A 23,209-nucleotide genomic window follows, 5' to 3' on the forward strand; every position below is an offset into this window, starting at 1 on the left:
CAAAAGATTATAATCCAGCATTTATTTTGGTGATATACTCATTCAGCATCTTTAATTCTTCTTCTGTAAGATTTAAAATGTCTATACCGGAAACAACTTCTTTCCAGGGTGGCGTGGATTCATAGTTATACGTCCCAAAAATAATAACGGGAGTCCCATTTTTTACAACGACTGTTTCATCTTCATTCAGCACCCAGGTATCCGCCCAGTTGAATATCCAAAAAGCGTCTTTCTGAAACAGACGGATACAGGAATGGCTGGCGGGATATCCCGGCAGGTCATATTGATGCAGCCCGATTCCCCCTCTGTTGCTGATGTTGAAATACCACGGCATTCTCCAGCTGCCGTTTACGGTACTGATCTTAAGTTTTGCCTTGAAGTTGGTATGAAACAGCCCGCTCGGGGTGATGGCTTTTTTCCGCCCGGTGCTGGTTGGCCCCAGCGCACTAAATCTCCAAATTCATAGGCGCCGAATGCCTGAATCCGTTTGCAAATGATAATAAGTTTGGGAATGCTGTCACATTGGTCAAGTTGGTGGGGGAAGGGCGAGTAGGGCATGATATGTGAATACACGGTATCCGGCATAATAATCGGTTTTCCCATTCTGATTCTGGACGGCGTCAGCCTGTTGAGTGCTGCGATGATTTCTTTTTGTTCATGGGTATATCTCTCATTAAACGACCTGAAAGCATTGGTGTCTGTTAATGAATCCAAATAATAGCGGATACTGTTGGCTGCAATCTGTTTTGAAGTGGTGGAATCCGTGTTCAGCGATACATATTTTTGATTTTTTTCCCCTTTATTATGGGAACAACTGCTAAATGCTGCAGCGATTACAAAATTCAATATGTATTTTGTGCTTCTCATAAATCCGGCAACACCACAGTTAATGACAGGCTATTTTAATGCCAAATTCAAAAATAGCTATTCCAGGCATGCTTTTACAAACGTACAGAATAATGGATGAGGCTTTAAAATCGTGCTTTTCAGTTCAGGGTGGAACTGTACGCCGATAAAATATTTGTGAGAAGGTATTTCGATGATTTCCACCAAATCCGAGTCAGGGTTAAAGCCGCTGGCAATCATCCCATGATCTTCAAACAGATGCAGGTATTTATTGTTGAATTCATAGCGGTGACGGTGCCGTTCTGATATTATCGTTTCACCGTAAATCTTGTGTGCAAGTGAATTTTCCCTGATTTTGCAGGTATAGGCACCTAGACGCATGGTACCTCCCATATTCACAATCGTTTTTTGCTCCTGCATCATGTCAATCACCGGATAATTGGTGTTCTGATGCATTTCAGTGGAGTTCGCATTTTCCAGTTTCAGCATGTTGCGCGCGAATTCAATAACCGCCATCTGCATGCCTAAACACACACCAAAGAAAGGAACATTGTTTGTACGGGCATACTCAATGGCGTATATTTTTCCGTCCATACCCCTCTGCCCGAATCCGGGCGCCACAAAGATGCCGTTTAAATGACCTAACTTTTCTTTCAGGTTGTTTTTATGGATTTCTTCAGAATGTATACGTTCCACATTTACCTTGCACTCATTTTTTGCACCGGCATGAATGAACGATTCATAAATCGAAATGTAGGCATCCTTTAACTCAATATATTTTCCAATCAACCCGATGGTGATTTCCTTTTTAGGGAATTTATAGCGTTGTAAGAAATCATTCCATTCCGCCAGATCCGTATCCGGTACATTCGTATAGCCGAATTTTTCCAGCACAATTTCATCCAGTTTTTCCTTTTTAAGATACAGCGGAACGTCATAAATCGTTTCCGCATCCAGCGCTTCAATAACGGAATCGTAATCTACGTTGCAGAATTCCGCAATTTTCCGCTTCCGTTCATTTCCCAGAGGCATTTCTGTTCGGCAAACGATGATATGTGGCTGTACCCCGTAGGATTGCAGCTCTTTTACACTATGCTGAGTGGGTTTGGTCTTTAATTCTTTGGCAGAAGCAAGGTATGGAACCAATGTCAGGTGTATGACCATGTAGTCTTTGGCCGGCAACTGCCATTTCAGCTGACGTATTGCTTCAATAAAGGGCAAAGATTCAATATCGCCGACCGTTCCGCCAATCTCGGTAAGAATGATGTCATATTGGTCTGAATTACCCAATAGCAGCATTCTTCTTTTGATTTCGTCGGTGATATGAGGTATCACCTGTACCGTTTTGCCGAGGTAGTCACCGCGGCGCTCACGACTGATAACTTCCTGGTATATTTTTCCGGTGGTAACATTATTGGCCTGAGAGGTGTGAACACCTAAAAACCGTTCGTAATGCCCTAGGTCCAGATCGGTTTCAGCACCGTCTTCCGTTACATAACATTCTCCATGCTCATAAGGATTCATGGTACCCGGATCAATATTGATATACGGGTCAAACTTTTGTATGGTCACTTTAAGTCCGCGGGATTGAAGGAGTTTTGCCAGTGATGCGGCCAGAATGCCTTTTCCCAGAGAAGAGGTAACACCACCTGTAACGAAGATAAATTTTGCCATAACGTAGTTAGAATGCTTGTTATGGACTGTAAAGTTAAGTTGTATAACTGAAAATGAAAATTAAATGGGATATAATTTTTTAGAAACCAAAAACTTAATATTGCTTGTCCCGTACTTTGTATTCAAATTTCTGATTTCCAATCTTATAGTTGAAAAACAAGGGCTCCTTATCGTCCCGGCTCACTTCATAAGCAAACAATTTCGCTCTGTAAAATTCTTTCGGTGGCATGGTTTCCTGAAAGAACTTCTGAATGTTTGACATATCTATTTCGGATGAGTCGGATTGGAGGTGATACATTTTCAAGGCATAGCTTACGTTGCTGTAGGCATATTCGGGATTGGAATTGGACAAATGACAGCTTTTTAGAAATCCGGCCATGTTAAACGGCTGCTTTGTGAAGTTGTCTATCGATAAATCGACAATCAGATAGGAGAAACCTTCGCTGATATTTTCGGTTTCATCCTTTACCTTATAATTTATGATATTGTAAATGGTGACAATGGCACTGTCTGTTTTGGTCTGTTGCAGAAATTTTTCCCGGTAAGATTTATCGCGTTTGTATGCATATCTATCTTCCTGCAGTTGTTCGTCTGTCAATCCCTCCGGAATATCAATATAGTTATCATCCTTAGTCTTGAAAAAATCACAGGATGTAGTAAAAACAAGGGTAAAAAACGTCAATAGAAGGATGCGGCGGTTCATACGGTTGGTTTTGGTGTTCGTTTGCTGCCTTCGTAAATTTCATAAAGGCAAAATAGACAATCTAATTTACCATTTATTACGGGAAATTTCCGCAGGGGTTTTAACCCGATGAGCTTTAGTCCTTCGATGTTATTGGATATGATGCCGCAGGTGTAGCCCGTAAAATGCTGCTTGAATGCGTCACCGATTTGCTTGTACAATCTGTCAATTTCATAGGTTTGCATCCGTTCCCCATAAGGTGGATTGATAATCAGTGTACCGTTGCCCATCGGTGGAATCATCTTTTGTATGCTGGCCTCCCTGATTTCCACCAGATTGGAAAAACCTGCTTTCCGCACATTGTTCTGGGCAATGAAAACGGATTTTTTGTTGTTGTCAGACCCGATAATCTTATGAGGAAAATCGGTAACGGCAGTTTTTAGCTGAACGATGATTTTTTTAAAGAGCGCTTCCTTGTAGTTTTTCCAGTTCTTAAAACAAAAATAATCTCTGTCCAGATTGGGCGCCTTATTGATAGCCATACTTGCTGCTTCAATGACTATGGTGCCGCTGCCGCACATGGCATCCACAAAATGAGATTGTCTGTCCCATTTGCTCATCAAAATCAATCCTGCTGCCAGCACTTCATTGATGGGAGCGATGGTTTGTTCGATTCTGTTGCCCCGCTGGTGAAGGGAGGTGCCGGAACTGTCCAATGAAATGGTTACTTTATCTCTGCTGATATGCAGATTGAACAGCATGTCCGGTTTTTCGGTGTTTACATCCGGCCTGCGGTCGTCATTATATTTTCGAAACCGGTCGCAGATGGCGTCTTTCAGTTTTAAGGAAGCAAACTGGGTGTGTTTGAAGTGGTCAGACTGAATGGTGAAATCGATTGCAAAACGCTGTGTGATGTCCATATAGTCCTCCCAGGGCAGACGAATACCAAAGGCATACAAGTCCTCCGGAGAAGAGGATTCAAACTCAAATAAAGGCACCAGAACCTTCAGGCAGGTGCGAAGTTCTACATTACATCGGTAAAGCAATTCCGTATCATAATCACAAACAACGGCGCGTTTGATGATTTCTATGTTTTTTGCCTTTAATCCGGCTAATTCGTCTGCCAGGACCTGTTCTAACCCCTGAAAGGTTTTACATATAATTTTTGTTTCAAAAACGTTCACCGTCCAAAAGTAAGATTTTATCAATCAATTTTCTATATTTATGTACATGAATGCGCATGACAGAAAACAGACGGAGTTGCAAAAGTTGCTGCATTTCCTGCAGGTAAAAGAGGAGGAGACTTTTACCTTTTTAGAGAAATTAACCAAAGATGAACTGCAGCAGCTGCGTTTGCAGATTATCGGTATTTCACATCTGGAGCAGACGGATATATGGAAACGTTTGACGGGTGTTTCCAGGTTCATGCCCAACTTTATGAATGCCAAGGTCGCTGAAACTGTTTTGGGGCCGCTGATTGCCGCTAATATGAGTTATCACATGCCGGAACGCGACGCCATTGCCATCATGCGGCACATGAGCATTTCTTTTCTGGCTACGGTTTCCGATTTTATGACACCGGAAAATGCCAGAAATCTGATTAATCAGATACCGATGGATATTCTAAAGAAAGTAACGGCGGAACTGGTGCGTACCAAGAAATTTGTCACCGCAGCCGGTTTTGTGGACGTGTCTGATGTCAGCAGGCTGGTGGAATTATCGAAAATCATCAGCAGCGAAGAAGACCTGATACGGATTTCATCCTTTGTGGAGAATAAAGGTTATATCGCAAAGATTGTGGAAGGATTTGATGATTCGAGATTGAAGCGAATTATTAATGTTGCCTATCAGTTTGATATGCAAGAAGAGGTTTTAACGGTTTTTACCCATTTATCCAATAAAGAAGTGCAGCGTGTATTGAGAATAATCAATACATTGCCGGACGTTATGCGCGATAAGGTATTGATAGATTTCGAAACGCGAATCAATTAGAATATATTCAAAAAATAGAATTAGAAAATATGTCCAGTCCATTATTTCAGTCGTATAAACAGCATCCACATATTGAAGATCATTATGATGTAATATGTATAGGCTCAGGATTAGGAAGCCTTACAACAGCATCCATACTGGCTAAAAGAGGGAAAAAGGTGCTGATATGTGAAAAGCACACAACCCCGGGAGGTTTTACACATGTATTCACCCGTAACGATTATGAATGGGATGTTGGACTGCACTATGTCGGTGATATGGACCGCAAAGGCTCCCTGCTGCGGGTGGTTTTTGAATATATAACCGATAAAAACCTGAAATGGGCGGATATGGGGGAAGTGTATGACCGGATTGTCATTCAGGGCAGAACCTATGAGTATGTCAAAGGGCTCCAGGCATGGAAGCAGCGGATGAAAGAATATTTTCCGGCGGAAAATGATGCCCGAGCAATTGATAAGTACGTGGAATTGCTGTTTGAGGTGAACAAGACATCTAAAGGCTATTTTATGCAAAAAGCCCTGCCGGATTTTGTTCGTTTCTTTGCATCCTCCTTTATGAGCAAAGGATATGAGAGATTCTACAAACAAACGACCAAAGAAGTACTGGATCAACTAACCGATAATGAAGAATTAAAAGCGGTGTTGTCAGCTCAGTTCGGTGATTATGGCATGCCGCCGTCCAAAAGCAGTTTTGTGATTCACGCGGCGGTGGCATTGCATTACATGAACGGCGGTTTTTATCCCGTTGGCGGCAGTGAAGAGATTTTCAATACCATTGCACCCGGAATTCTGAAAGCAGGCGGAAATATACTGATTGGAGCCGGAGTAAAGGAAATACTCATAGAAAATGGTGTTGCGAAAGGCGTGGTGATGCAGGATGGAAAAATTATTAAAAGTGATCTGGTGGTAAGTGGCGCGGGAGTGCACATCACCTATAAGAATTTAATTCCGGAAACGGAGAAGGTACGTATCCGGCATCTGGAGGAGGCCCTGAAATTACCTCAGTCCTACGGGCACTTGAGTTTGTATATCGGGTTGAAACATACATCTGAGGAATTGCAGCTCCCCAAAGCCAATTACTGGATTTATCCGAACGGTACCGACCACGACAAGGCGATTGACAATTATCTGCAGGATTACAATAATGAATTTCCGGTAGTGTATATTTCTTTTCCGGCAGCAAAAAATCCGAAGTTTCTGGAGAAATATCCCGGACGTTCCACGATTGAGATCATTACGGTGGCAAAATATTACTGGTTTAAAGAGTGGGAAGATACCCGCTGGAAAAAAAGGGGAGAAACTTATGATGCACTGAAAGAAAAATTTGCTCAACGGTTGCTGGAACATTTGTACAAATATGAACCGCAGTTGAGAGGAAAGGTTGATATGTACGAATTGTCAACCCCAATCACCACCAAACATTTCTGCAATTATATCCATGGCGAGATTTATGGATTAGACCATGACCCGGAGCGATTTGCCAAAGATTTTTTAAAGCCTACCACGCCGATAAAAAATTTATATCTTACCGGCCAGGATATTGTTACCGTGGGTATCGGTGGTGCGCTGATGAGTGGTGTGCTGACGGCTTCTTCCATCCTGCGCAGTAATTTGATTAATGAGATTGTGAAGACTGCAAAATAATTTATTTCTTATCTAAAAAAATGTGTTATGGATCAAAAGTTTGTTGAAAAATATGGAAGCTGGGCCCTTATTACCGGCGCATCCAGTGGAATTGGTGCAGAATTTGCGCATCAGATCGCTGTAAAAGGATTAAATGTCGTGCTTGTTGCCCGCAGGAAACAGTTGCTGGAAACATTAGCTGCCGAGTTGATTCAAAAATACAACATTCAATGCCGAGTGCTGGAAGCGGATTTAAGTAAAGACGGATTCCATTCCGACATACTGGATGCAACCAAAGATCTGGAAGTTGGTTTATTGGTCAATAATGCCGGTATGAACTGTGAAGGCCATTTCTACAGAGGCAGCCTCGAACGCAACCTGCAAATGCTGCAATTGAATACAAAAGCCCCATTCATACTGGCGTATGAGTTCGGTAAACAATTCATCAGCCGCGGCAAGGGCGGGATAATATTCACCTCCAGTATCAGTGCATTCAATGCACATCCTTTTCTGTCGCATTATGCCGCGACCAAGGCATATATTCTGTCTCTGGCGGAAAGCATGAATTATGAATTCAAAGATAAGAATGTAGATGTGATCGCGTTGTGTCCGGGTATGACGAAGTCGGAGATGACCAAAGGAATGAAAGAAGGTCCGATGCTGATGGAGGCTGCTCCGGTGGTGCAAGCCGCCCTCGATAATTTAGGTAAAGAAGCCTATGTGGTGCCGGGCTTTATCAATAAGGCACAGGTTTTCATCAACAGCAGGATATTAAACAGGGATGGGGCAAAAAGCCTGTCCGGTGCTGTCTTAAAGAAAGTATTGCCGGGTGTGGCTAAAAAGAAAAGCAAATCCTAAATGGTAACGTACATCCTAATCGGTATTACAGTGGTGGTGAGCCTGTTGACATTTTCCAATCAGGATCTGTTTTCAAAGCTGGTGTTTAATCCATATGTCATTCATCAGCGCCGTCAGTACTATCGGTTTATTACAGCAGGTTTTATTCATGCTGATTTCATGCATTTGTTTTTCAATATGTACGCCCTGTTTCTGTTTGGTAAATACACGGAGCATGCCTTAGATCAGATTTATGCAGGATATGGTTCTTTATTGTTCGGTGTATTATACTTTTCTGCCTTGGTGATGAGTTCTGTCTTTTCTTATAATAAACACGTCGAAAATCCAGGTTATAATGCAGTCGGCGCATCAGGAGCGGTATCGGCGGTATTGTTTGCCAGCATTCTTATCTATCCTGAAATGAGGCTGATGATTTTTCCGATTCCTTTTTTTATTCCTTCTTATATAGTAGGCCCCCTGTATCTGTTGTATTCGTACTATATGGGAAGAAAAGGAATGGATAATATCGGCCACGATGCCCATCTTTTTGGTGCTTTGTGGGGGATTCTGTTTATCCTGATTATCTGGAAAGAAGCCTTGAGTAATTTTATCCGGCAGGTTTTTGGGTAATCATTCTCCGATAACGAACAGCACATAATATTTATCCTAAAAGCCATGATAGACTTACGCAGCGATACCGTTACAAGACCCTCCCCTGAAATGCTGGAAGCGATGCTTGCCGCTCAAGTGGGCGATGATGTATTTGGTGAAGATCCGACGGTAAACTTACTGGAAGCTAAAGTGGCAGGGCTGTTTCAGCAGGAAGCAGGATTGTTTTGTGCCAGCGGAACGATGGCCAATCAGATTGCGGTAAAAGCGCATACACAGCCTATGGATGAAATCATTCTGGATAAGACTGCTCATATCTATTATTACGAAACGGCCGGTTTTGCCTTTCATTCGGGCGTTTCGGTAAAACTGGTGAATGGTGCCAGAGGGCTTATTTCTGCGGAACAAGTCAGAGAAAATATACAGCCGGATTTTGACTGGCTGCCCAAAACAAGTCTGGTTTGTCTGGAAAATACTTCCAACAAAGGCGGCGGCAGTTGCTATGAACTGCAAGCCATTCGGGAAATCAGGGAGGTTTGCCTCGAACGGAATTTAAAACTGCATCTCGATGGCGCCCGGCTGTTCAATGCGATGGTTGCCAAAAAATACACTCCACAGCAAATCGGCAGCCTCTTTGATTCTGTTGCCATCTGCTTCTCCAAAGGGTTGGGTGCACCGGTGGGTTCTGTGCTGGTTGGCAATAAAGAATTTATCAGAAAGGCAAGGCGTATCCGGAAAGCGTTTGGCGGCGGAATGCGGCAGGCAGGCTATCTGGCAGCAGCCTGTCTTTATGCGCTGGAAAATAATAGGGAACGATTGGAAGAGGACCACCAAAATGCCAGACGGATAGGAGATACATTACAACGGTTGTCCTGGATAAAGACAGTACTGCCTGTGGAAACCAATATATTGATTTTTGAAATAAACGATAAACTTACAAATGTGGATACGGTCTTATCGTATTTGAAAGAAAATGAGGTAGCAGCCGTTCAGTTTGGCAGGAATCAAATCAGGATGGTCACACATTTGGATGTTACCAAAGAAATGGCTGAAGCAGTATGCAGCATACTTGCCCGTTTTACTCCGCTTTGATATTTCCTACGTTGCTACTGATCCAGTCCTTGGCATTCCTTGTACTGGAAGGGAAAATGACTTTCTCATCCATCTTTTGCTGTGCATTTCTGATGGATTGGCTTATCATCGGATGTTCGATGGATTCCTCCTCCTCCAATCCCATTTTTTCCAATAATAACACGATTCTTTCTGAACCGAAGAATTGAAAAATGGGTTCTTTCAATGAATTGAAAAACAACACTTTTTTTACACCCGCCATAAAGAGATCATCTAATATCGGTTTTTCAGCAGAGAAGGAGGGATGGTGTTCCAAAAAAAAGACATTTCTATCGTTGATTGAATGGGGATTGCCAGGATGTTTCGCCTGAAGGAGAACCAGTTTTTCAGGCGCTCCAACTTGATCAGCAAATGAAATGGAAGAATTACGGAGGATTTCTGTAAATGTTTCTTTCGTGTCCTGAAAATAATAGTACAGGATAAATCTTTCAGCAGTGCTGATATGTTTTAAAATTCCATTTTGTTTGGCGGAATCATTTTTCCAGACAATGTCAGTCACTTCCAGCTCCGGTTTTTTCTTGAATAATCCAAACATGTTTTTATTTTATCAGTAGAAAGAAGAAAAGCAGATACATCCAGGAGAAACCCAAAAAATGCCAGAAAATCGCAAACAGCTTCAATTGTGAAAAGGCAACCGGATCCGTAAAATAGACGACAGAAATGGCGTAATCCGTAAGCATTTTCCAGCTCTCCGATAGGAAGAAGGAAAGAAAAATCAACCCGCCTATAATATGCCCTGCATGAAAACCAGAAATCACGTACAGATAGGCAGCAGATGGATGGTTAAATGTAAAATCGGAACCAAACAAGAGTATGCAGCCCATTGCCTGTCCGAACAAGAATAAAATACCCAATCCAAGTGCAGACAAAAGCGCTGTCTTATAATTCCTGAAATGGTCTTTCCTGAAATGGTATTTTGCGAGTTCAACAGCACAGCTGCTTGCAGATAAAATAAGGGTATTCCAGTAAAATAATGGGTTTAAGGATAAGATTGTTGACGGTTTGTAGATACTGCTGATGAAATACCGGAGCGTTAAGCTGATAAACATGAACGACAGGCCTCCAATCGAGAAATACAAGATCCATCTGTAGTTTCTGTACTTCCTTTGGATGGTTCGTTCGTATGCTTTTGGCTGTATGGTATGGATTAGTTTATCTTCCATATTTTTATAACAAAAATAGTTGCAACCGGTTTAAGGCTGGTTACAGGCAGCACAGATTCCTTCAATCAGCAGGTTGGCGTTTTCAACTTTGTATTTTTTAGGCAAATGCAGTTTGGGGATTTCTATGGAATGCATACATTCAATTTTTGCACACTTTCTGCACTTGAAATGCACATGTTCATCGTTGTGGGAATGTTCCATTCCTTCATGTTGACAAAGTGCATATTTAGCGATGCCCGAGTCGTCTGCTATCTTATGCAGCAACCCTTTTTCCATAAAGGAGGTGAGTGTCCTGTAAATGGTCACCCGGTCAAATTTCGTTTGGAAACTGCCTTCCAGGTCGGCGTGTGAGAGGGCATTTTTGTTTTTTTGAAAATATCGCAGAATATCCATTCGCACCTGTGTAATGCGCAAATCGTGGTGTTTTAATATATTTTCCGTTATTTCCATTAATTTAATTTTGAAAAATGCAATAATGTTGCAAAAATGCAGTATATTTGTAATCCAATTTCAAGTATAAAATACAGATGAAAGTACATAAAATTAAACATAAGCACAAACATTATTCAGAACAAATTGCCGTGTTTCTTTCGCTTTTGTGCGCCGTTCATTGTATTTTAACACCTATTTTAGTGGTTTTGCTGCCGGTGGCCGGCAGCTTATTCCAGCAATACCACTGGGTGGAATACATCATCATCTCCAGTGTTTTTGTGTTGGGCACATCGTCCATCCTTCATGGCTATAGATACCACCATCAAAATAAAATTCCGGCCTATGTATTTTTCGGCGGACTGATGCTGTTGTGTGCCTCTTCCATCATCAATATAGTATTTGACGTACATGATAACCCTGAACATTTGCTGAGTGGTATTGGCGGCATTGCATGTGGATTCGGGCAGTTTTATAATTTAAAATTGTGCCGTTAATCAATCATCCGATTGATCTGCCTCGTCTTCATTTACAAACAAATCAAATAATTCCTTCAGCTGATGTGCCTTGTCTGTATTGCCGTTCTGGTCGTAGCAGGAAAGCTGGTTATAGATAAGTGTCTTGATGATTTCCAGATTGTTACATGGCGAGAAAAATTTAGAATGCGTTTTCACTTTCATCTGCTCCAGGTAATGTGTAATCTCGCTTCTGGAAAAAGCAATGCCTTTATTCAGCGGATTGATGTAAAACATCACACTTTTTTCCTGGTTGTTGCAGTCTAATTCATCCTTATTAAGATGCTTTCGGGTATAGGCCATAATAAAGTGATAGGGCAGATTGACACCATACACCGGCAGGTCATTTTTCTGTGCCAGTATAATGTACAAGATACCCAGACTGAGCGAATTACCCTTCTTGGATTCAATCAGGTTGTTGATATAACCCAGGTCAGGGTCGAGTTGCTGTGTCTGCAGTCCAAAAAAATTATGTAACTGAAAGAATACATGATTGACCACATGTGCTTCTTCCAAAGGCGAAAGAGCCGGATTTAATTCAATCCAGACATTCTTTGAGATCGTTTCAATTTTTTGCGTGATTTTGAATTCATCCAGATCGGGATATTGGAATTTTGAAACAAGCAATGCGCCTTCCAGCAGATCCTCCCCATTTTTATCTCTCCATTTTATCAGCCTGTCTTTTACATTTGAGAACTGGATTTTGTTAATCAAATCCTCCAGGCGCGTTTGAATCAATTGATTTTCTGAGGTTTCCCAGGCTGATTCCAACAACGGAATGCCTTCCACGCCCAGTGAAAACAATTTATTGCTGACATGCGAATACACTTCATTGTCATTATCATCCAGCAAGGTGATGAGTGCTTTAAATTCGGTATCAGTCAGGTTACTCACGTTAGTTCTTAATTCTAATTTAGTTCTTTTTTATAGAATGTCAAGAAGGGTTTTCCACACATGGAAGAATAACGTTATTTCTTTTTAGTCGTTTTGCCTTTTGCGGCAGCCTTCCTGGCGGGTGCCTTTTTTTCTTTTTAGAAAAAGCATTCGGTACCTGGGTTCTATCATCGCCTTTATATCTACCAAAGACAACCGGGCTGCTTCATCAGCGGTATATTTCCGGCCGGTCAGTTTCAGCATTTTTTTATTGAACTTAATGTACGGACCCCATCGGCCGTTTTCTACAGATATCTTTTCTTCCGGGAAATTTAAGATGAAACGGTTGGCTTCTTTTTCCAGCTTCTTCTCAATCAACTCACCGCATTCTTTCGCATTAATCGTATCAAAATGATAGCCCTTCGGTATATTGATGAATAATCCGTTCCATTTTATGAAAGGTCCGAAACGTCCTTTTCCCTTGGAGACCGGTTTTCCTTCATATTGCGCAATCGGTGCATCGTCTTCCTGTTTGGATTTTATGACTTCTATTGCTCGTTCGAGGGTTACATCAGAAGGTTCTTCTCCTTTAGGGAGGGAAATGAATTGCTCACCGAATTTTACATATGGCCCGAAACGGCCGGCATTGACCGATACTTCCTGTCCTTCATATTCGCCCAGAATTAATGGGAGCTTGAATAATTCCATCGCTTCGTCCATCGTGATGGTTTCCAAACTTTGGGAGGATTTTAATTTCGCATAACGCGGCTTTTCTTCCTCTTCATTTGTCCCAATTTGTATCATAGGTCCGTATCTGCCCAATTTGGCAACGACTGTTTTACCGTTTTCCGGGTCTTTTCCCAGTTCTCGCTCACCGGTGACGTACGCAGTATTCTCGGAAGCTGCAATTTCTTTGTGGAAAGGGCCATAGAATTGTTTCAATGATTTTCTCCAGTCTTTATGACCTTCCGCAATTTCGTCAAAGTCCTTTTCCATTTCTGCCGTGAAGGAATAGTCCATCACCCGGGTGAAATTTTCCATCAGGTAATCCGTCACCAAATTACCGATATCAGTCGGCAGCAGTTTTCCTTTTAAGGAACCGGTATTTTCACACAGCGACTCTTTCCTGATTTCCTTCTTCGCAGACAACTCAATTTTTTGATAGGCACGCGGAAGTCCTTCACGGTCACCTTTCACCACATATTCCCTGTTTTGAATGGTGGAAATGGTAGGGGCGTAGGTCGATGGTCGTCCAATGCCAAGTTCCTCCAATTTCTTGATGAGGCTTGCTTCCGTGTAGCGTGCAGGCGGCTGTGTGAAGCGTTGGCGGGCTTCGATATTTTTATAGGTCAATGACTGTCCGACATTCAACGGAGGCAGCATGCCGCTTTCTTCCTGTTCATCATCGTCCGTACCTTCAATATATACCTTTAAAAATCCGTCGAATTTCAACACTTCTCCTTCCGCAATAAACTTTTCTTTGCGGGTGGAAATGTCAATCTTTGCGATGGTCTTTTCGAGCTTCGCATTACTCATCTGTGAGGCGACGGTACGCTTCCAGATTAAATCATACAGTCGCTCTTCGTCCCGGTTGATGCCCTCATTCGTATTTTCTATATAAGTAGGACGGATGGCTTCGTGGGCTTCCTGTGCGCTGGAATTTTTGGAGGCGTATTGTTTGCGGTTGGAATATTCTTTTCCAAACTCTTTATTGATATAAGACTGTATGGTATTCAGTGCCAGATCGGATAGGTTGGGAGAGTCCGTTCTCATATAGGTGATCTTACCGCTCTCATACAGTTTTTGTGCTACGGACATCGTACGCGAAACGGAAAATCCCAGTTTTCTGGAGGCTTCCTGTTGGAGAGTAGATGTTGTAAATGGTGCTGCCGGACTCTTTTGAGCAGGTTTTACCTGTACATCTTCTACTTTGAAGAGTGCGTCTTTCACCGCTTCCAAAAATGCCTCGGCTTCTTTTTCCGTTTTTAGCTTTTCCGACAGTTCCGCTTTAAATGTCTTCTGGTCCGTAATGAAAAAGGCAACTACTTTGTAAAAATTTTCGGACTGGAAGTTGTTGATTTCCCGTTCCCGTTCCACCACTAATCTTACCGCTACCGATTGCACACGTCCGGCAGATAAGGTTCTTCGTCCTAATTTTTTCCATAACACGGGAGATAATTCAAACCCCACCACTCTGTCCAATACGCGGCGGGCCTGCTGGGCATAAAATAAATTCTGGTCTAATTTTCTGGGATTGGCCACCGCATTTTTAATGGCAGGAGCGGTAATCTCATTAAATACGATTCGTTTGGTATTGTCCTTATCAAGGTTCAGTACCTCACACAAATGCCAGGAAATGGCTTCCCCTTCACGGTCCTCATCCGTTGCCAGCCATACTTCAGATGTTTTGGAAAGTTTCTGCAGTTCACGGACAACCTGTTCTTTATCTTCAGATATGATATAGGTGGGTTCAAAATTATTATGGATATCTACCCCCATTTCTTTCTTTGCCAGATCACGGATGTGTCCGTAACACGACTTCACCATAAAATCTTTACCCAGAATTTTCTCAATTGTTTTTGCTTTCGCCGGTGACTCTACTATCAGTAAATTTTTAGCCATGATAATTCTTCGTATTTAGTGATAAGTAATCTAGTAACACCAGTTTTAATATAAACAACAAAAGTGCCGCTTTTGCCTATTGACAGATGGCTTATTACTTTTACCAACCCGCAAATAAAACTAAAATTTCCATTTTGTTCACTATATCTTATTTAAAAATCAAATTCTTTTTCTGTATTAATCCGTAATTTTGGTAAAACTTCCTCTATGAATACCTTGCTTTCCATTTCACCCGTTGACGGCAGATACAGAAATAAGGTGTCGGATTTAGAAAATTATTTTTCTGAATTTGCACTTATCAAATACCGTGTCAGGGTAGAGATTGAATATTTTATTGAGCTATCCAAGGTAATCGGTGAAATCGGAAACATATCAGACAATCAGGTAGTTGAATTAAGAAAACTCTATCAGTGCTTTAGTCTGAAAGATGCTCAGCGTGTTAAGGAAATTGAAAAAACGACCAACCATGATGTGAAAGCGGTGGAATATTTTATCAAGGAAAATATCATCGACCCGGACTTGGAGCAAAAGTGTGAGTTCATCCATTTCGGCCTCACTTCACAAGATATCAACAATACCGCCATTCCGTTGTCGCTGAAAGAAGCTTTTCAGGTTGTGTATCAAAATACATTTTATTCCGTGTACAATGAATTGCTGAAAAAAGCGGACGCCTATAAGGATATCCCAATGTTGGCAAAAACGCACGGACAACCTGCCAGCCCGACACGATTGGGAAAAGAGTTAGAGGTTTTTGCGGAAAGGCTGGATCATCAGTTTTTATATTTTGCACAAATACCGTATTCAGCCAAATTCGGTGGGGCAACGGGAAATTTCAATGCACATCATGTGGCATATCCGCACAAGGACTGGATACATTTCGGTAATCATTTCGTGAATGGTACGCTTGGTTTGCACCGCTCCCAAACGACCACCCAAATAGAGCATTATGATAATCTGGCCGCATTATTTCACAATTATGCGCGCATCAATACCATTTTAATTGACTTATGCCGGGATGTCTGGAGCTATGTCTCTATGGATTATTTCAAACAGAAAATAAAAGAAGGGGAGATTGGAAGCAGTGCGATGCCGCACAAGGTGAACCCGATTGATTTTGAAAATGCAGAAGGAAATTTAGGTATTGCGAATGCGCTGTTCAGCCATTTGGCGGAGAAGCTGCCTGTATCCAGGCTGCAGCGTGATTTGACCGACTCCACCGTCATGAGAAATATTGGGGTGCCCATGGCGCATACTATCATTGCAATGGAATCCATCGTGAAAGGACTGGATAAATTGCTGGTAAATGAAGCAAAAATCAGGCAGGATCTCGAAGACAACTGGATTGTCATCGCGGAAGCCATCCAGACGGTTCTACGCCGCGAAGGTTACGAAAAACCGTATGAAGAATTGAAGAACTTAACGCGCACCCATACCAGAATAGGTGAACGGGAAATCCATGCATTTATAGATGAATTGAAAATCCGGCAGGAAATCCGTGATGAACTGAAACGGATAACCCCATTTAATTATACAGGAATTTAAAAAGAGGATTTGGCTTAGGATTAATGTCTTCTCATAAATATCATCGAAATCTGTGTTTAATGAAATAAATCAAATGATCACCATTTATCATAACAATCGCTGCGGGAAAAGCAGAAGCGCACTTTGTCTGCTTGAAGAAAGCGGTCAGCCTTATAAAACAATAGAATATTTAAAAGATGTTCCTACGGCTGAGGAATTGAAGGCTGTTCTTAAAAAGCTGAAACTGAAACCCCACGATTTAATCCGGACAAAGGAGCCGGTATATCTGGAAAACTACAAAGGTAAAAATCTGTCGGATGAACAGTGGATACAGGTAATGACAGAGCATCCGATAGTAATGGAAAGACCAATAGTTATCAATGGTACTAAAGCTGTTGTAGCCCGCCCGCCGGAGAAAGTACTGGAAATAATTTGACATACTTACAAAATAACTGATTTATTATTTTTTGGATGTAAAGTATTTCTTACTCTTTAACCGGCATCTCTTTTTCCGTCATCTTATCCGCTGATTCTACACGAATGATTTTTTGTTCAAAATGCTTATCGGCTTTCTGTTGGTTAAAGAGTTCCTCTTTCGCATGAGTCGGGCCAAACAAAAGAATGGAGTCGCATTTTTCTAAAACACCTGTGAGCACTTCATAATACTGTTTGCTGATTTCTTTCTCTCTTCGGTGCTGATGGTGTTCGTCGTTGGTGGCCATGTTATTCCGAACAATATAACATTGCTGCCTTCGCCTTTGAAACGAACTTGACTTTCCCTATCGGAAAATACCGTTTCAATGATGCTGTTTCCTCTGCTGACATCAACCAGATGTGTGTGTTGTCCATCCCAAACCGATATTGTTTTTTAAGATTTATTTCCATTGTGTTGTTTTAAGAAAACCTTTAAAAAACTGATTATAATCAGCTAAAAAATATTATGAATATAAGCATGTCACACATTGCGCTGAAGTATGGTAGGAAATGGACGGATGCTGCCGCATCTTTACACCAGCAACAGACACCAAAGTCTGGAAACATAAACACCCAAACAGGAACTGAGGTGCAGAAGCACAAAACCCCCACAGAAACATAACCCTATGGAGCAACGCAATGTTGCTCTTTTTTTGTAGCCCAATTGCAGGACTAAAAAGGAACAAAAAAACGTATAACAGGATTAATTTAGTAATCTACAGTCCGACTGCCCATCAAAGTTAAACCCTTACAGATTTACCTTCCTGCTCACTGTAATTGTCCTTGCACCATGATACGAGTGGTACTCGCCGCGGTACATGGCATCAGCGCCTACAGGTCCAACGCTAAAGGTTCCTAAGGATACGGCTCTGCATAGGTAATGGTACTTTGTTATTTTCGGTGTTGCGGTTACAATCAGGTTGATGCGGTCGTCCCGTATATCCTTGTATTCCGGCAGTGCGTCTGGCTTCAGCCAGGCCAGCTGCGGTATCTCTGTGATGCGCGCATTCTCAATTTCAAATCCGGACGGAAACAGGTCGGTGATGGCCACATTCGGCACGTTGATGCCGTTCGTGCTGCGTATCGCAATCTCAACAGCCACCAGGTCATTCTGGAAGAATGCCGCCTTTATTTCCTTCCCGTTTCTGTCCAGGTATTTACGGCGCACTTCCAGGAAATTGTCTTCTTCCTTGTTGCTGCCTGTAGTTGGAATGCCTTCCATTTCCCAGAAGTAATACACTTTGCCGCTGCCACCGGTGTTGATGCTCAGGCTGTTGGCAGAAAGTGTTTTACCGGATAGGATAAGTTCATTTTTCCCGTCAAATGCACCGATGGTCTTGCCGTTGGAGACGACCGTAGCTGTTGCATTTCCTTTGTTGGCCGCCCGCGCAATTTTCCCCATTGCTAAAAATCCAAATACATTTTCCTGCGTGTTCAGGTATTGCCGGTTCAACAGCTGCTGTGCCACCTGTTTTGCCATATAATTAATCTGTAAATTTTTTGGGTCCGCTTCCAGCAGTGTATTCAAGACCAATGCCATGTCGCGGAAATCGGAGTAGAAATTTCCATTAAAGGCGGGATCCGTTTTTTCACTGACATAGCCTTTCGGCAGCATCTGGTAAAATTTCTTCTTGTCACCTGACAAGGCGAAAGCGGAAGCTATCAGGTAGCGGCCGCTTTGTGTCAGCAGTTCCGGGTTGGATTTGTAATAGTTGAGATTCGACAGTTTCAATTCGTCTGCCAGTGCAAGCACATATAAACTATACGGAATTTCTGTTTTTACGACCTCTTTTTTACTGCCGTCCGGGTAATACATAAATTCCAGTTCCTTTGTTTTCAGGCGAGCGTTCAGGTAGCCATACATTTTGGATAAGATACCCTGATTCACGGAATAGCCTGCTTTCTCCGCTTCCTGCAGGAAATGGGCGGCATAGATGGTAGCCCACCAGGATTCGCTGCCGCCGCCTTGCCAGTAACTAAGTGCACCATTCGATAACTGCATGGATTGCAGCCTGTCGATAGCAGCCTGTACATTGTTCACCGCGCTTCTATTCAGGACGGTCGTGTTGTTTAGGTTTTTGGCTAAGTCGGAATAATACAACTGCGGAAAGGCTGCGGAGATGGTCTGTTCCGCACAGCCATACGGATAGTTGACGAGTGCACTCAGATTTTTACCGAACTGCACCAATGGCGAATTGCTGATGATTAATTTTCTTTTGGGGGATAACAAAGATGAAGTGGATGCGAAAGAGATCGTTCCTTTTTGCCCTCCGCTGATCGTTCCTGTTCCGGAGATTTTCTGGAAGGTCGCATTCGGTCTGGATGTTAGATAAGTGGTGTCTGAAAAGGTTTCATTAAATGCTTTCACACGGATGATGATTTTTCCTTCGCCGGTGGCGTTTTTAGTGAGTATCTGTGCGTCTATTTGCTGCTCACTGTTGGCGGCTATTTCCACAGTAAAGGTATTGGCGGTATTTGTTTGCAATACGCCTTCCGCTTTCAGGGAAATGGTTGCCTGTGATTTATTTTTAGTGGTATTGCTAATGGTTACCGGAACGGTCAGCACGTCATTTGGTGCCGTAAATCTTGGGATACCGGCGCTGATGACAATCGGGTCAGCGACCTGGATGATTTTTTCCGCGGCACCGAATTTCTTTCCGTCCCAGGCAACTGCCATGACGCGCAGGCTGCCGGAGAATTGCGGGATGTCAAATGTATATTCGGCATTTCCAAAGGTATTGGTGCTAATGATGCCGCTCCAGTTGGAGACCAGTTTCACCCGTTTGTTGGTGAGCGGGTTCACCCGTTTTCCGATATCGTCAAAACCGCCGCCCAGCGAAGTGACTTCCGGAAATAAATACGGGTAGATGTTATACATCTCCACTTCAAGTGCTCGTTTGGTATAAAAGTAAGCATAAGGATCCGGTGACTTTTGATTGTTCAATGCCAGGATGCCTTCATCCACCACGGCAATCGTCATTTCTGTGTTGGGTTTGGATTTTATCTTGATGGTTTGTTTGGTTTTGGAACGTGTTTCAGAAACACATTGTAAATCAATGGCAATCTTATTATCCGGATTTTCCACCACGACCGGAGCATACCCGTAAGCCACCGTCAGCGGCATGCCATCGTTCGTGTTGGGTTTAATGAGCGTGGCGGATATATAAACGTTTGGAACGTGGTTGTCTTCCAGTTTCAAATTAAAGGATGCGGACTTATTATCCGATTTCAGGTAGAAGTGTTCCATCACCTTATCGCGTTCCACCGTTACCAGCACTTTTCCGTCAAACGGCATTTTGAGCAATACTTTTGCTTTGTCACCGACCAGGTATTTGTCTTTGTCCAGCGTAATATCGATTTTTCCTTCATTGTTGACTTCAAAGGAAGAGGAGTAGGTGTCGCCCCATCCGTACGCATAAAAATAATAAGATACGTAACTGTCGCTGTTCGGCCCGCCGATGCGGAACTCATAATCACCGCTTTCTTTAGCGGTAAAAGCATAATGAGAGCTGACGCCGCGGATAGTGATGTACTTGTTTTCTATGACCTCTTCTTTTTTCTGAGAGACATACTTCAACTGACCGTCAGATTTCTGCAGTACTGTTTCCCATTTTCTTCGGATAATTTGAACATGCGCGGATTGTGTGGTCAATGGGTTACCTTTTTTATCCAGTGCGATTACAGGAATCTTAATGAGTTGTTTGGTGCTGAAAAAATCTTTATCCGTTTGGACACCAAAGAAAACATCCTGGGTGAAGACATCGAACGTTTTAACGCGGTTCACCGGTCTTCCTGTTTCATCAAAAACGGTTGCGAGTATCCTTCCTTTTAGTAATCCGGTTTCCCTGTATTCGACGGGAATATCAAATGCTTCCACACCATTTCCCGATGCGTCCGTCTGTCCGTTTCGGACAACGGAAAGATATTCGGCATATTTGCTGACGGAGAAATTGAACTGCTCAAACTCTTTAGCGGAAAAGGTGTTTTTCTCCAAAGAAAAATTGACCTCGTAATTTCGGTTGGCAGCAGGAGGTCCAAAATAGTTTGTAGCATTGAATATAGCTTGTACTTTTTCTGCCGGTTTATAGTCTGCCTTGTCTGTTTTGATATCCACTTTGATTCTGTCCGGCATAAACTCTTCTATCATGATAGCTTTCGAAGCAAGCAATACATCATTGCCTGTTAAAACCTGAAAGGAATATACGCCTGTTACCGCATTGGCATTGAGGGGAATGGTGGTTTCAAAGGCGCCTTGTGTGTCAAGTACATTTTTAAAAACCTTAAATTCTTTACCGGATGGCAGTAACAGTTTCGCTTTTACCGGCATCTCACCCGGCAGGTTCCAGTCGTTGGTTCGGATAATGGTATTTAGGTGAATCACTTCGCCCGGCCTGTATATGCTGCGTTCTCCGTAAATATAGGCATCATAATTCGCTGCATTCAGCCGTTTGCCACCGACATCAAAACGGGTGTTGTCGACGTGCGTGTTGTTGTATAATACATAATTGAAATCGCTGTCGCTCGACATGGCCGTAATCATCCCTAGCTGGAAATCTTTGTAGGCATCCGGTATTTCATAAGTGGCGTACCCCGTTTTATCTGTTTTTATCTTTCCAAGTTCCTGATTGGAGGTGCTGATGACGGTTACTTCAATATCTTTCAGCGGTTCGGTATTTAAGATCGAGTTGGCAAAAACATGAACTGATTTTTTATCCTGTTTCACAATTAAACCGATATCTGATAGAGCAATGATCTTAGAATCCTGCAGCCACACTCGGTCGTTGTCTTCCACTTTAACCACATAAATCCCCTTGAACTCTTTCAGCTTATCCTCAAAATCTATGTTCAGCAATTTGGCATGACCGTAATCTTTTAAATCGCCGGTCTTGTAATTCTTTTCAAATAACTTTTCACCGAATCCGGACGTCTCATAATACTGGAAGTCGTGATAAGTATAGTTATTGGTTGTTTCATCGTATTCGTCCGAATAACCCCATTCTGAACCCCTGTTTGTGAAGGCATAGATATTGTTTTGAAAAACTTTATAGACGGTCACTTTTACCTTTTCCGTTTGTGTCATCAGGATGGAAACATTTTTGCTTCCTTTTGACCCCAGATAACCTGCTTTTGTATTTTCAAACTTGATTTGCGGAGCGATTTCACCGAAGGATACATCTTCAGAATAATCTGAATTCAGTTTGCCGCCGAAGATTCCAATAACGTTTCTGGTTACATAGACTTCATACGAATCGTCAGGTGAAAATTCTTCACTGGTGATTAATATACCTTTGTCATCGGCAGAAACATTAAAGTTGACAGCCGGTTCAATTTGTATGGCTTCCTTTAATTTGCCGGAGGAGACTGGCTGTGAAGTGGCAATGAACACGCTGCCGGTGACGCCGTCGTGGATGGTTTCCGGCTCTTCGAGCGCTAATTTCTGGACAGCCGGTACCGAAGACTTTTCAGTAAACTCTTCCTCTTTCATGCTTTTGCCGATTTTCTTTAACACCACTTTTACCCTGGCGGTTTCATCGGTGGTTTTAGGAGAGGCAAAAACAATTGACAATGTTTTGGAAGTGCGTGAATTGATTATTTTAAAATCCGCTTTTTCTCCGTTGATTGTAGCTTCAATCAGGTCTGCGGCTTTTTTGGGATTAACAGGTATATTGAATTTGATATCCGTCTGTAATTCTATTTTGCTTGCATCTGATTTAGCAGCCCGCCAATAGGAATGAGAGTTAATCAGTGTCAGGTAGGAGGTATGTACATTATATTCGATGGTTCCAAGCAGACTGTATGGTTGTACTGCATTTTTGGTGATTTTGTCGGAGAGCGATATTTTAAAGTCCGTTGCATCCGGAAAGCCTTCCAGTGGTGAGAAGACCAGTTCGCGGGTGGATGTCCATTTGCATCTGCCGGGAACATTCGGGGAGATTTTTATAAGATCATCGTCCAGCCAATTATCTACCAGCGAATCATTTTTCAGTAATTCCTTATTGAATGTAAAAACCAGATTTTGGTTGTTTTCGATTTCCTCTTCAAAATTGGTCAGCACGCAGCGGACCGCATTTTCAGGCGTATAAAACCGGTTGCAGGATAAGAATACGAATCCTGTTAAAAAGAACAGGATATTTTTCAGGATAGACATGTTATATGATTTATTGATTGCTTAATGTACAAAGAATTTCAGATAAAAGTTCCGGGATTTTAAGAAATTTT

The 23,209-nt window shown here is 42.3% G+C and carries 20 protein-coding genes; 8 read left to right on the top strand and 12 right to left on the bottom strand.

Translation table 11 applies throughout. The features are described from left to right. Window positions 1-7: 7 nt before the first annotated feature. From IPM95_00225 to IPM95_00245, 5 genes are all read right to left on the bottom strand, one after another. Window positions 8-460: a L,D-transpeptidase gene (locus tag IPM95_00225; protein MBK9327744.1), complete on the bottom strand. Its 453-nt coding sequence runs from the start codon at window positions 458-460 to the stop codon at window positions 8-10. Further along, a complete protein-coding gene (locus IPM95_00230; protein MBK9327745.1) occupies window positions 349-846 on the bottom strand; it encodes a hypothetical protein in 498 nt (165 codons plus the stop codon). The genes IPM95_00225 and IPM95_00230 overlap by 112 nt, the downstream gene beginning before the upstream one ends. A 78-nt stretch (window positions 847-924) precedes the next feature. After that, window positions 925-2,520: a CTP synthase gene (locus IPM95_00235; GenBank protein MBK9327746.1), complete on the bottom strand. Its 1,596-nt coding sequence runs from the start codon at window positions 2,518-2,520 to the stop codon at window positions 925-927. Between the two features lie 94 nt (window positions 2,521-2,614). Then, window positions 2,615-3,223, bottom strand: a complete 609-nt coding sequence (locus IPM95_00240) for a hypothetical protein (GenBank protein MBK9327747.1) — start codon at window positions 3,221-3,223, stop codon at window positions 2,615-2,617. Then, window positions 3,220-4,386 (bottom strand): hypothetical protein, encoded by a 1,167-nt coding sequence (locus IPM95_00245; GenBank protein MBK9327748.1) that lies wholly within the window; start codon window positions 4,384-4,386, stop codon window positions 3,220-3,222. Before IPM95_00245 ends, IPM95_00240 begins: the two co-directional genes overlap by 4 nt. A 46-nt stretch (window positions 4,387-4,432) precedes the next feature. On the opposite strand from IPM95_00245, the gene IPM95_00250 reads away from it, so the two are divergent. From IPM95_00250 to IPM95_00270, 5 genes are read left to right on the top strand one after another with little or no spacing between them, the layout of a single operon-like run. Beyond that, entirely contained in the window at window positions 4,433-5,194 is a 762-nt protein-coding gene (locus IPM95_00250; GenBank protein MBK9327749.1) for a hypothetical protein, read from the top strand. Window positions 5,195-5,223: 29 nt separating this feature from the next. Continuing rightward, window positions 5,224-6,837 (top strand): NAD(P)/FAD-dependent oxidoreductase, encoded by a 1,614-nt coding sequence (locus IPM95_00255; protein ID MBK9327750.1) that lies wholly within the window; start codon window positions 5,224-5,226, stop codon window positions 6,835-6,837. A 27-nt stretch (window positions 6,838-6,864) separates the two neighbouring features. Then, complete coding sequence (locus IPM95_00260; protein MBK9327751.1) at window positions 6,865-7,674, top strand: SDR family NAD(P)-dependent oxidoreductase; 810 nt, start codon at window positions 6,865-6,867, stop codon at window positions 7,672-7,674. Continuing rightward, the gene (locus tag IPM95_00265; GenBank protein MBK9327752.1) at window positions 7,675-8,283 is read left to right on the top strand and encodes a rhomboid family intramembrane serine protease; all 609 of its coding nucleotides are present in this window, start codon (window positions 7,675-7,677) and stop codon (window positions 8,281-8,283) included. Window positions 8,284-8,328: 45 nt separating this feature from the next. Continuing rightward, window positions 8,329-9,354: an aminotransferase class I/II-fold pyridoxal phosphate-dependent enzyme gene (locus IPM95_00270; GenBank protein ID MBK9327753.1), complete on the top strand. Its 1,026-nt coding sequence runs from the start codon at window positions 8,329-8,331 to the stop codon at window positions 9,352-9,354. Here IPM95_00270 and IPM95_00275 read toward each other — a convergent pair. Genes IPM95_00275 through IPM95_00285 form a run of 3 tightly spaced genes read right to left on the bottom strand, consistent with a single transcriptional unit; the run spans window position 9,341 to window position 11,006 of the window. Further along, complete coding sequence (locus IPM95_00275) at window positions 9,341-9,928, bottom strand: hypothetical protein (GenBank protein MBK9327754.1); 588 nt, start codon at window positions 9,926-9,928, stop codon at window positions 9,341-9,343. The two genes, IPM95_00270 and IPM95_00275, sit on opposite strands and share 14 nt — an antisense overlap. Window positions 9,929-9,932: 4 nt before the next feature. Beyond that, complete coding sequence (locus IPM95_00280) at window positions 9,933-10,556, bottom strand: cytochrome c oxidase subunit III (protein ID MBK9327755.1); 624 nt, start codon at window positions 10,554-10,556, stop codon at window positions 9,933-9,935. Window positions 10,557-10,586: 30 nt separating this feature from the next. Continuing rightward, on the bottom strand, window positions 10,587-11,006 hold the full coding sequence (locus tag IPM95_00285; protein ID MBK9327756.1) for a transcriptional repressor: 420 nt from the start codon (window positions 11,004-11,006) through the stop codon (window positions 10,587-10,589). 77 nt (window positions 11,007-11,083) lie between these two features. Here IPM95_00285 and IPM95_00290 point away from each other — a divergent pair, with 77 nt between their 5' ends. Further along, a complete protein-coding gene (locus IPM95_00290; protein ID MBK9327757.1) occupies window positions 11,084-11,482 on the top strand; it encodes a MerC domain-containing protein in 399 nt (132 codons plus the stop codon). Here IPM95_00290 and IPM95_00295 read toward each other — a convergent pair whose 3' ends face one another. Beyond that, complete coding sequence (locus IPM95_00295; GenBank protein MBK9327758.1) at window positions 11,483-12,394, bottom strand: transglutaminase family protein; 912 nt, start codon at window positions 12,392-12,394, stop codon at window positions 11,483-11,485. Window positions 12,395-12,478: 84 nt separating this feature from the next. Then, window positions 12,479-14,995 carry a type I DNA topoisomerase gene (gene topA / locus IPM95_00300; GenBank protein MBK9327759.1) on the bottom strand — a complete coding sequence of 839 codons (2,517 nt, stop codon included), beginning with the start codon at window positions 14,993-14,995 and terminating at the stop codon, window positions 12,479-12,481. A gap of 207 nt (window positions 14,996-15,202) precedes the next feature. On the opposite strand from topA, the gene purB reads away from it, so the two are divergent. Together purB and arsC are read left to right on the top strand one after the other, a co-directional pair. Next, window positions 15,203-16,537, top strand: a complete 1,335-nt coding sequence (gene purB / locus IPM95_00305) for an adenylosuccinate lyase (protein MBK9327760.1) — start codon at window positions 15,203-15,205, stop codon at window positions 16,535-16,537. A gap of 73 nt (window positions 16,538-16,610) precedes the next feature. Further along, complete coding sequence (gene arsC / locus IPM95_00310; GenBank protein MBK9327761.1) at window positions 16,611-16,952, top strand: arsenate reductase (glutaredoxin); 342 nt, start codon at window positions 16,611-16,613, stop codon at window positions 16,950-16,952. 49 nt (window positions 16,953-17,001) lie between these two features. On the opposite strand, the gene IPM95_00315 is transcribed toward arsC, so the two are convergent. Both IPM95_00315 and IPM95_00320 read right to left on the bottom strand, forming a co-directional pair. Further along, window positions 17,002-17,238 carry a hypothetical protein gene (locus IPM95_00315; GenBank protein MBK9327762.1) on the bottom strand — a complete coding sequence of 79 codons (237 nt, stop codon included), beginning with the start codon at window positions 17,236-17,238 and terminating at the stop codon, window positions 17,002-17,004. Window positions 17,239-17,738: 500 nt separating this feature from the next. Next, window positions 17,739-23,138 carry an alpha-2-macroglobulin family protein gene (locus tag IPM95_00320; protein ID MBK9327763.1) on the bottom strand — a complete coding sequence of 1,800 codons (5,400 nt, stop codon included), beginning with the start codon at window positions 23,136-23,138 and terminating at the stop codon, window positions 17,739-17,741. Window positions 23,139-23,209 lie beyond the last annotated feature (71 nt).

The sequence above is a fragment of the Sphingobacteriales bacterium genome, from assembly GCA_016719635.1.
In the GTDB taxonomy this organism is placed as follows: domain Bacteria; phylum Bacteroidota; class Bacteroidia; order Chitinophagales; family JADIYW01; genus JADJSS01.

Bases quoted from the DNA above. Each gene is read 5' to 3' on its own strand.
- IPM95_00315 (MBK9327762.1), bottom strand. From the start codon at position 17,238: ATGGCCACCAACGACGAACACCATCAGCACCGAAGAGAGAAAGAAATC.
- IPM95_00290 (MBK9327757.1), top strand. From the start codon at position 11,084: ATGAAAGTACATAAAATTAAACATAAGCACAAACATTATTCAGAACAA.
- topA (MBK9327759.1), bottom strand. From the start codon at position 14,995: ATGGCTAAAAATTTACTGATAGTAGAGTCACCGGCGAAAGCAAAAACA.
- arsC (MBK9327761.1), top strand. From the start codon at position 16,611: ATGATCACCATTTATCATAACAATCGCTGCGGGAAAAGCAGAAGCGCA.
- IPM95_00285 (MBK9327756.1), bottom strand. From the start codon at position 11,006: ATGGAAATAACGGAAAATATATTAAAACACCACGATTTGCGCATTACA.
- IPM95_00265 (MBK9327752.1), top strand. From the start codon at position 7,675: ATGGTAACGTACATCCTAATCGGTATTACAGTGGTGGTGAGCCTGTTG.
- IPM95_00235 (MBK9327746.1), bottom strand. From the start codon at position 2,520: ATGGCAAAATTTATCTTCGTTACAGGTGGTGTTACCTCTTCTCTGGGA.
- IPM95_00260 (MBK9327751.1), top strand. From the start codon at position 6,865: ATGGATCAAAAGTTTGTTGAAAAATATGGAAGCTGGGCCCTTATTACC.
- IPM95_00280 (MBK9327755.1), bottom strand. From the start codon at position 10,556: ATGGAAGATAAACTAATCCATACCATACAGCCAAAAGCATACGAACGA.
- IPM95_00240 (MBK9327747.1), bottom strand. From the start codon at position 3,223: ATGAACCGCCGCATCCTTCTATTGACGTTTTTTACCCTTGTTTTTACT.
- purB (MBK9327760.1), top strand. From the start codon at position 15,203: ATGAATACCTTGCTTTCCATTTCACCCGTTGACGGCAGATACAGAAAT.
- IPM95_00250 (MBK9327749.1), top strand. From the start codon at position 4,433: ATGAATGCGCATGACAGAAAACAGACGGAGTTGCAAAAGTTGCTGCAT.
- IPM95_00255 (MBK9327750.1), top strand. From the start codon at position 5,224: ATGTCCAGTCCATTATTTCAGTCGTATAAACAGCATCCACATATTGAA.
- IPM95_00320 (MBK9327763.1), bottom strand. From the start codon at position 23,138: ATGTCTATCCTGAAAAATATCCTGTTCTTTTTAACAGGATTCGTATTC.
- IPM95_00270 (MBK9327753.1), top strand. From the start codon at position 8,329: ATGATAGACTTACGCAGCGATACCGTTACAAGACCCTCCCCTGAAATG.
- IPM95_00275 (MBK9327754.1), bottom strand. From the start codon at position 9,928: ATGTTTGGATTATTCAAGAAAAAACCGGAGCTGGAAGTGACTGACATT.